Origin of the sequence: Dictyobacter arantiisoli (genome assembly GCF_008326305.1) — a bacterium.
GTDB lineage: Bacteria > Chloroflexota > Ktedonobacteria > Ktedonobacterales > Ktedonobacteraceae > Dictyobacter > Dictyobacter arantiisoli.
On record NZ_BIXY01000006.1, the window covers coordinates 70,818 to 81,337 of the forward strand.

The 10,520-nt window shown below is 49.4% G+C and carries 1 protein-coding gene; it reads left to right on the plus strand.

Annotated elements, in window-relative coordinates:
• Positions 1-34: 34 nt before the first annotated feature.
• On the plus strand, positions 35-10,357 hold the full coding sequence (locus F1593_RS03595; RefSeq protein ID WP_149400180.1) for an SDR family NAD(P)-dependent oxidoreductase: 10,323 nt from the start codon (positions 35-37) through the stop codon (positions 10,355-10,357).
• Positions 10,358-10,520 lie beyond the last annotated feature (163 nt).

Below are 10,520 nucleotides of genomic sequence, written 5' to 3' on the forward strand. Positions count from 1 at the left end.
TGAGTGAAATACATTGTCACACGAGAAAGATATCATGAGTATTTGGGAACGCTTTCAAACATATGCTATTCAAGTATTTGAGGAGATTCAGGGGATCTTACGTTCAAATCCCACTGGCAAAGTGCTGGTACAATTGGTCTTACCTTTCCAGGCTGATCAACCACTGTATCCTGCACTCTCGGCACTCTTAAAGACGGCCCAATTGGAAAATCCACACTTTATCGGTCAGGTTATTGAAGTAGAAGCAGGTGATCGTCAGGAGAGTATTGAGTCAAAGCTATACGAAAATAGCCTCTGTCCTGCTGATCACTGGATTCGCTACCAGAATGGGCAGCGTTATGTTGCCCGTTGGAGTGAGCTAACCACGACGACAGATCAACTGACTATTCCATGGCGAGAAAGGGGAATCTATCTGATTACAGGTGGGGCCGGTCGACTGGGTCTGCTCTTTGCCAGAGAAATTGCCAGCCATATCAGCCAGGCTACGCTTATCCTGACAGGCCGCTCTCCCTTGAATGCCGAGCAATCTATACGCTTGCAGGAGATTGTAGAGTTGGGCCTGGAGGTACACTACTGGCAGGTTGATGTAACCGATGAACAGGCAGTTACCACTCTGATACAACGTATTCAGACCATCTATGGAAATCTTCATGGAATTATTCATAGTGCTGGTATCATTCGCGACAATTTTATTATTCAAAAAAGTCGGGAGCAGTTTTTAGAAGTATTAGCTCCTAAAGTGGCAGGGCTGGTTCATGTCGATCAGGCCACGCAGCGGCAAAAGCTCGATTTCTTTGTCATTTTCTCCTCTGCCGCTGGCAGTTTTGGCAATGCGGGCCAGGCTGACTATGCCACCGCGAACGCCTTTATGGATGCCTATGCTCACTATCGCAATACATTGGTAGCCCAGGGTCAACGCCAGGGCCATACGCTCTCGCTCAACTGGCCTCTCTGGAAGGAAGGAGGTATGCATCTTGATCCCGAAGCTGAAGATCTGATTGAACAGGCCACAGGTTTGACTGCAATAGACACCTCAAATGGTATTAAAGCCTTTTATCAGGGACTGGCTTCAGGGCAGGAACAGATCGTGGTGATGAAAGGCGATTTGCCACGCCTTCAATCAACCTTCCTGGCACAATCGAAGCAGGCTGAGCCAGTCCAACCACACTCAGCCAGTACGCAGAACAATACAGCTTCATCTGACGAGGAAACTCAGTTCGACGAAAAAGCGCTTTACTACTTTAAGAAGTTGCTCTCCCCGATGATCAAAGTGCCAGTCGAGCGTATTCAAGCTGAGGCCGCCCTGGAGATCTATGGCATTGACTCCATTATGATTATGAAGTTAACCAATCAGTTAGAAAAAACCTTTGGGCCATTGCCGAAAACCCTTTTCTTCGAATATCAAACCACTCAGGCACTCACCTCATATTTTATTGCTACCTATAACGAACAGTTGAAAACGGCTCTACATATCACGACTCCTGCGACTCAAGCCGTAAGCGGGGACAGCGAAAAATCTGCGTCGCTGCCCGCGAAACCTTTCAAACAAACAAATGGACTATACAAATCTACCCATACGCTTACACTTCAACCATCCACTACGCCACCTGCAGCGCTACAGTCCAGAGAAATTGCCATAATTGGGCTGGCTGGTCGCTATGCTGGAGCCCAAAATGTGCAAGAATTCTGGCAGAATCTATCCACAGGCACTGATTCGGTTAGCGAAATTCCATCAGAACGCTGGGATTCCACTCAGTATGCTTCTGGCCATTGGGGCGGCTTCCTTCAGAATGTGGATCATTTTGATCCACTCTTCTTCAATATTTCCCCTCGTGATGCGGAAATGATGGACCCTCAGGAGCGTTTGTTTCTGGAGTGCGTTTATGAAGCGCTAGAAGATGCTGGCTATACCCGTGAAACGCTCCAACTCTCGGAGGAAACCGATTATGCAGGTGATGTCGGTGTCTTTGTCGGCGCGATGTATCACGAGTACCAGTTATATGGGGCTCAGGAACAACTGCAAGGCCATGAAATTGCACTTTCGGGAAATGCCGCAGCCATTGCCAATCGTGTCTCTTATTTCTGTAATTTCTCTGGTCCCAGTATTGCGCTTGATACGATGTGCTCTTCTTCACTGGCAGCCCTGCATCTGGCCTGTCAGAGTATCTTGAACAAGGACTGCAGAGTGGCCATTGCAGGAGGTGTAAATGTCTCTATCCATCCCAACAAGTATGTCGCGCTGGGGATGGGTAAGTTTCTTTCCAGCAAAGGACGCTGCGAGAGCTTTGGTGCTGGTGGGGATGGCTATGTACCAGGAGAAGGTGTGGGAGCTGTACTCCTCAAATCTCTACCCCAGGCCATCGCTGACGGTGATCATATCTACGCCGTTATTAAAGGTACAGCTATCAACCACGGCGGTAAAACCAATGGCTATACAGTGCCTAACCCTCATGCTCAAGCTAGCGTCATCGAACACGCATTCGCCACTGCGCATGTTGAACCGCGCGCAATAAGCTATATCGAGGCTCACGGCACAGGCACATCCCTGGGTGATCCAATCGAAATTGCGAGTCTGAGCAGAGCATTCCACAAATATACGCAGGAAAAACAGTTCTGTGCTCTGGGCTCGGTAAAATCTAATATCGGACACACCGAGAGTGCAGCAGGTATTGCCGCGCTCACCAAAGTACTCTTACAGATGCAACATCAACAAATCGTCCCGTCTCTTCATTCACATACCCTCAACCCACATATTGATTTTGCCCACACACCTTTTTTTGTGCAGCAGGAACTCACGGAGTGGCAACGGCCCACTATCTCTGTACAGGGAAAGATACGTGAATATCCAAGAATCGCTGGTATTTCATCCTTCGGTGCCGGTGGCTCTAATGCCCATATTGTGGTTGAGGAGTATATCCCGGCAGTTCAGGAGTCACCTCTGACCAGCACTCCCCAACATCCAGCCCTGATCATCTTGTCTGCGAAAAGTCAGGCACAATTGCGGCAACGCGCCACACAACTGCTGACCGCTCTGCAAGAAACATATACTCAGACAGCCGATCTGACGGCACTGGCCTATACGCTCCAGGTCGGACGAGAAGCAATGGAAGAACGTCTGGCTATTGCGGCAGCAACCCGTACCGTCCTGATAGAAAAACTCGGGGCGTTTGTGACGGGTCAGGAAGAGATTGAGGAGACCTACAGCGGTCAGGCTCGATCATATAAAGAACTCCTGGAAGTCTTCACTGCCGATAAAGATATGAACACGACCCTGCAGGCATGGATAGACAAAGGTAAATATCACAAATTGCTCCAACTCTGGGTCAAGGGTCTACAGATTGATTGGAACAGGCTTTACAGTGAAAGCCGCCCGAGACGTATCAGTCTCCCAACCTATCCATTCGCCCACCAACGCTATTGGGTTCCTGCTGCCACATCAACAACGATAGCAGCACCATCCAACACGCCTGCAATCTTGCATCCGTTACTACAGTACAATGTCTCCGATTTCTTCGCGCAACGCTTTCAAACAAGGTTGACTGGCCAGGAGTTTTTTCTGGCTGATCATGTAGTGCAGGGACAGCGCATCTTGCCCGCTGTAGCATATCTGGAGATGGCTCACGCTGCCGTCATGCAAGCCATGAGAGCAACAGAGAAAAATAACCACATGGTCCTGCGTTTATACAATGTTGCATGGGTACGCCCTCTTGTCGTTGACAAGCAAGCGGTAGAGCTTCAAATTGAACTGGCTTTGCAGGAAGAGAAGAGAATCGCATTCGCGGTCTCAAAACAGTCCTCAACAATAGAGGATACATCATTTCTCTATTGTCAGGGAAACGCACAACTGTTAAGCGATGGGGAGATTGAGCATTCTTCCATCAATTTACCCATGCTGCATAGCCAGTGCCAGCAACAATCTCTTTCGGCGTCATCCTGCTACCAGACCTATCAGACATTGGGAATACAATATGGATCACGCATGCAAGGGCTCGAACACATACTGATTGGAGATGGACAGGTTCTCGCTCGCTTATCCCTACCAGAATCTTTCTCGCATAATACAGCGCCCTTCATGCTACATCCCAGCCTTCTGGATGCGGCAATCCAGGCTGGAATTGCTCTGACGCCATGGGCGGGTACTGGAAATGTACCACACCTGCCTTTTGCGCTGGATGAACTGGTTCTACTCAAACCAGTACCAACACGGGCCTGGGCCTGGGTGCGTGGTCGGGGAACGTCAATCCATAATAAGCTCGATATCGATATCAGTGATGAACAGGGGCAAGTCTGCGTTCGTCTGCGCGGACTTGCCACTCGTGCATCGCATCCTACGAATGAGCAGCCTGATGAACCGCAGAACAGTGATCCCGGCTCGCAAAATTCAAATTCTGAGCGCTTACTACTGCTTCATCCTTACTGGGAGCCGGTAAACATCCTGGAAGAAAAAATCACTCCTGCCGTGTCCGAACAAATACTCATTGTCGGAGGCACTTCAGAATATATTCAGGCGCTCACAGGCCTCTATCCTCATGCTGTAACGCTTCCCATTCAGGCGCATCAAACGACAGAGCAAATAGCCAGGCAGCTTGAGGTGTTACCATCCATTGAGCATCTCTTCTGGATCGCTCCGGCAGCCCATCTTTCTGATGATGTGGATGAAGGTCTTATTCAATCCCAACACGAAGGTGTGCTCCACTGCTTCTGTTTGATCAAAGCTTTGATCAAACAAGGCTATGCAAACAAACGACTTGGCTGTACCTTTATGACCAGCCAGGCCCAACAGATCCATCCAACTGACCAGCTAGATCCAACGCATGCCAGCCTCCATGGACTGGTTGGCTCGCTTGCCAAAGAGTATCCATCCTGGCAAATTCGCCTGCTAGATCTTCCAGCACAGGAAACCTGGCCGCTCCATCATTTACTCACTCTGCCATATGATCCGGCTGGTCGTGCCCGGGTGTATCGCCAACAACAATGGTATCGTCAGGAACTACTACCGCTATCGATCCCAATCCCAACTGTCTCGCAGGCCCCCTATCGTCAGACAGGAGTATATGTGATTATCGGGGGCGCAGGTGGAATCGGACAGGTCTGGAGCGAGTATTTGATGCGCACCTATCAAGCACACCTTATCTGGATTGGACGGCGACCGCTAGACACGAGTATCCAGGCACAACGAGAGCGGCTGAGCAGTTGGGGACCACAACCCGACTATATCCAGGCCGATGCCACCAATCGTCAGGAGCTTACCGCTGCTTACCAACAAATCAAGCAGAAACATCCAAGAATCCATGGTGTCATTCAATCAACTGTGGTTCTACACGATCAGAGTATCGCACGTATGGATTTGGATCATTTTCAGGCTGCTCTGGCTGCCAAAGTCGATGTGAGTGTCCGTCTGGCCCAGGTCTTTTCACCAGATGAACTTGATTTTGTGCTCTTTTTCTCTTCGCTCAACGCTTTTGCAACCCGGGCTGGACAGAGTAATTATGCGGCGGCCTGTACGTTTGAGGATGCCTTCACGCGCCATCTGCGCCAACGCTGGTCATGTCCGGTCAAAGTCATGCATTGGGGTTACTGGGGCAGCGTTGGTATCGTAGCCACTTCGAGTTATCGCGAGCAAATGGCCAGATTGGGTCAGGGTTCGATTGAGCCACCAGAGGCAATAGAAGCCGTACAAACCTTGCTGAACGGACCAATAGATCAACTTGCCCTGCTAAAAACGAATTCAAACTGGCAGCCCACAACGCCAGCGGCACAGGATATATTAACACTCTATGCACAAGAGCTGCCATCTAGCCTCCAACAGATTCAACAGCACACACTGCTCTCATCAGCTACAGATACTTATCCTTCTGCTAGCAAGGGCCAGCAGAAAGAGGAGCTAGAAAAGCTTCTCTCACGTGTGCTCCTTGGCCAATTGCATGCAATGGGTCTCTTCAACACGCGGAATACCGACCTCCACACGGCCAGAGTAGAACTAGGAATTCGTGAAGCATATGATCAGTGGCTCCGAGAAAGCATTGTTCTTCTGGCTCAGCAACAAGAGATCAATCCTTCAGAGGATGGTGCCTGCTCTCATTTACTGCTCACCTCTGTAGATAGTCATACGGCCTGGATAGAATGGGAAAACAAAAAAACTTATTGGCTTAATGATTCCCATTTGAGCACGCAGCTGCGTCTGGTGGAAACGATGCTGCGTGCCCTACCCGCTATTCTCACTGGTTCCCAGAGTGCCACCGAAATTATGTTCCCTCATGGCTCAATGGAACTCATTGAAGGTATCTATCAATACAATCCGGTTGTCGATTACTTTAATGAGGTGCTTGCAAACTGTGTTGTCGCGTATGTACAAAACCAATTAAAACATACGAAGAACGGCACCATGCCCCAAATACGTATTCTAGAGATTGGAGCTGGCACGGGCGGGACCAGTGCAGTCGTATTACGAAAACTACTTCCCTACCAGAGCTATATTCAAGAATACTGCTATACTGACGTTTCAGAAGCGTTCTTGCAACATGCACAGCGGATGTATGCTCCCCTTTATCCATTCCTGACAACACGATTATTCAATGTTGAACACGCTCCGGCAGAGCAGGAAATCGATCCAGGAGGCTATGATCTTGTCATTGCCGCCAATGTCCTGCATGCGACACGCCAGATCCGTCGCACGCTGCGCAACGCGAAAGCAATCATAAAAACACATGGGTTGCTACTCTTAAATGAAATCACCAGTGTCAACCTGTACACCCACCTGACCTTCGGCTTGCTCGATGGATGGTGGGCCTCAGAAGATTCAGCTATACGCATGCAGGGAAGTCCTGGATTAACTGTCGAAAGATGGGAAAATGTGCTCCAGGATGAAGGCTTCCCTTTTATCTTTGTTCCGACACGTGCACTTACCACAGCAGATCAACAAATCATCGTAGCGGAGAGCAATGGGCTGGTACGTCAACCTCAATCGCATCAGACAACGGAATTACCACTCGAACCATTGCATAAGCCAGCACAACTGCTCACCCCGGCTCCAACCACATCGATCCCACCTACTTCGTTGCCAGGGGCCAGTAATACACTGATAGATATACGAGATCAGAGCATCGCCTTCTTCAAAACGCTGATCGGCAATGCGCTCAAAATCGCCACAGATCAAATTGACATTTCTGAACCATTCCAGACATATGGCTTAGACTCAATCTTGATTGTCCAATTGACGGACAATCTGCGGGATGTTATGGGGGATATCAGCAGTTCTCTCTTCTTTGAATATCCAACTATTACTGCGCTGATAGATCACTTCTTACAGACCAGACCAGAGGCGCTACGCCAACTCGTCACGCCCGCGCAATCAACTCAATCAACTCAACCATCACAATCAACTCAACCATCACAGCCAGCGAAAACGACACCAGCCCGGCGCTTTCTCGCGCAGCAGTCTGAAGCCGATATCGCAGTAGCACTATCAGAGGCTTCTCCATCAAATGAACCTATCGCTATCGTCGGGTTGGCTGGTCGCTATCCAGGTGCGCCTGACTTGAATAGCTTCTGGGAAAATCTGCTGGCTGGTCAGAGCGCCATCAGCGAGATTCCAGCCGAGCGTTGGAAGTGGCAAGATTATTTTGAACCAACCAGAGGCAAACATGGCTCACATTATACACGCTGGGGCGGTTTCCTCTCAGAGATTGATGCCTTTGATCCACTTTTCTTTGGTCTCTCGCCACGCGAAGCTCGTCAGATGGACCCACAAGAGCGTCTCTTTCTGGAAACCACCTATACGTGTATTCAGGACGCCGGTTACATACCCCAGCAACTCGACGAGCAGCAGCGTGTGGGTGTCTTTGTAGGTGTGATGAATGCCAACTATCCCAGCGGAACTCGCTACTGGTCTATTGCCAACCGCATCTCTTATCTGCTCAACTTTCATGGTCCCAGTATCGCTCTGGATACTGCCTGCTCTTCTTCATTAACGGCTATTCATCTGGCAACAGAGAGCCTACGCAATGGGACCTGCACCTGCGCCATTGCTGGCGGAGTCAATTTGATCGTTGATCCAGTGCATTATCTACGCCTCTCAGAGGCTACCATGCTTTCCTCTGGTGAGCAGTGCCGCGCCTTTGGAGAGCATGCTGACGGTTTTGTGGATAGTGAGGGTGTTGGGGCAGTGCTGCTGAAATCGCTGCCTCGTGCGCTCGCTGATGGAGACCACATCTATGGCCTGATCAAAGGGAGTATGATCAATGCGGGTGGCAAAACGGGTGGCTATACGGTACCAAGCCCCCAGGCACAGGAACAGGTGATCAGTGAAGCCCTGCATCGTGCCCGCGTCCCGGCACGGAGCATTAGCTATTTAGAAGCACACGGCACAGGAACCATTCTAGGCGATCCAATCGAGATTGCAGGACTCACACGTGCCTTTATGGCCGAGAGTACAGATACGCAGTATTGTGCGCTGGGCTCAGTCAAATCCAATATCGGTCATGCAGAGAGTGCCTCAGGTATGGCAGGTCTGACTAAGATCCTGCTTCAACTCAAACATCAGCAACTGGTTCCTTCTCTACATGCACGTACACCTAATCGTCATATCAATTTCGCTTCCACACCATTTATACTCCAGCAAGAACCTGCTCCCTGGCCGCAACCCTATCTGCAACTTGATGGTAGCTTCCAGCATGTCCCGCGTCGGGCAGGAATCTCTTCTTTTGGTGCCGGGGGAGCAAATGCCCACATCATCATTGAAGAATACCAGCCGGATATGCCTGAACACGTTACGGTTACGGCACCACAACATCCTGAGCTTATTCTCCTTTCAGCTAGAACAGAGGAACAGTTGCGCGAAACAGCTCGAAATGTATTGCACTACATCCAAGTGAACAACTACAGTCAGAAGGATCTACCAGCTATCGCCTATACCTTGCAGGTCGGGCGTGAAGCTATGGAGGAACGCCTGGCATTCCAGGCCGAGTATCTTGAAGAGATGGTCGCAAAACTCACAGCATTTCTCAACGATGATCTTACAACTAGCACCATCTATCGCGGACGAGCCAGACAGAATGCGGAACACACGCTCACCCCTGACAACAAGCAGCAAGCACTTGAACAGTGGTTGACTAAGGGAGACTCTGTGGAACTCCTGATGGCATGGAGCAAAGGACTTACTATCGATTGGTCTCTGCTCCATAAGACTGATACACCACACCGGATCAGCCTACCAACCTATCCTTTTGCCCGCGAACATTACTGGTTAACTGAAAGCCAGGCAAAAATAACAAACGCGATTGCTCCGTTGCATGCTCTGGTACAACAAAACACCTCTCACTTTAATGAGCAACGCTTCAGCTCGGTCTTTAGTGGACAGGAGTTTTTCCTGGATCATCATGTGGTGAAAGGAAAACGCATGATGCCAGCAGTAGCCTATCTGGAAATGGCACAAGCAGCGATCACAATCGCACTGGACCACAAATTTTCATTGCAGAATCAGTTCAGTATCCAACTGAAGGATGTTAGTTGGGTTCGTCCTATTGAGGTGGAGAAACAACCAGTACAGGTTCAGATCAGTCTGTCACAGGAAAACGCAAACAGCATTGACTATAAGATCAGTAGTCAATCTAACACGATAGATGGCAAACCCATCTTATATAGCCAGGGACGTGCCAGTGTGCAACCCCTAACAAGGATTCCCACGCTAGATGTATCTGCCATACAAATGAACTGTCAGCAGCAGATACATACGGCATCACAATGCTATGACACCTTCCATGCACTGGACATCGATTATGGTCCCGCTCATCAGGCAATTGAAGCGATCTATGTGGGACTCAATCAGGCGCTGGCTCGACTTTCACTACCAGTATCGGTAGCCCATACACTTGATCAGTTTATCCTTCATCCCAGCCTGCTCGATGGTGCACTACAGGCCATGCAGGGGCTACAACATATGGATACTATGGGAAGCCTCAAAACCGCGCTTCCATTCTCACTAGAAGAACTCAATATCTTCGGTACCTGCTCATCTGAGATGTGGGCCTGGGTTCACTACAGCGATCATCAGACAGCAGGCAATAGACAACAATCGCCCATACAGAAAATAACTATCGAGATCTGTGATTCACAGGGTAATATCTCTGTGCAGATGAAAGGAGTTGCATGTCGGGTGCTTGAAGAGAATAAGACATGGATAGAGGATGGAGAGCGCGCAAGGCTCCTCCCAGAGGCACAGCCTGATTTAAACTCACCCGCGCAACGATCCGCACCAGAGAGTGATGAGAATGAATTTCAGTATTTCCTGCAACTGTCCAAACAAATTTCAGCAGGAGCTATCACTGAAGAACAACTAGCGCATATCCTTTTGCAATAGCATGAAAGCAGAATACGCCATGAATCATGATATCCAACTCTTATATCAACAGATCAAAAATAAACAGATCAGTCACGAAGAGGCGGCACGTCATCTTCAACTGCTGCTTGCTCAAAAGAAGCAACTCCCTGCGTCCTCGATGACAGAAAATGAGCATACTGAG

Bases quoted from the DNA above. Each gene is read 5' to 3' on its own strand.
- F1593_RS03595 (WP_149400180.1), top strand. From the start codon at position 35: ATGAGTATTTGGGAACGCTTTCAAACATATGCTATTCAAGTATTTGAG.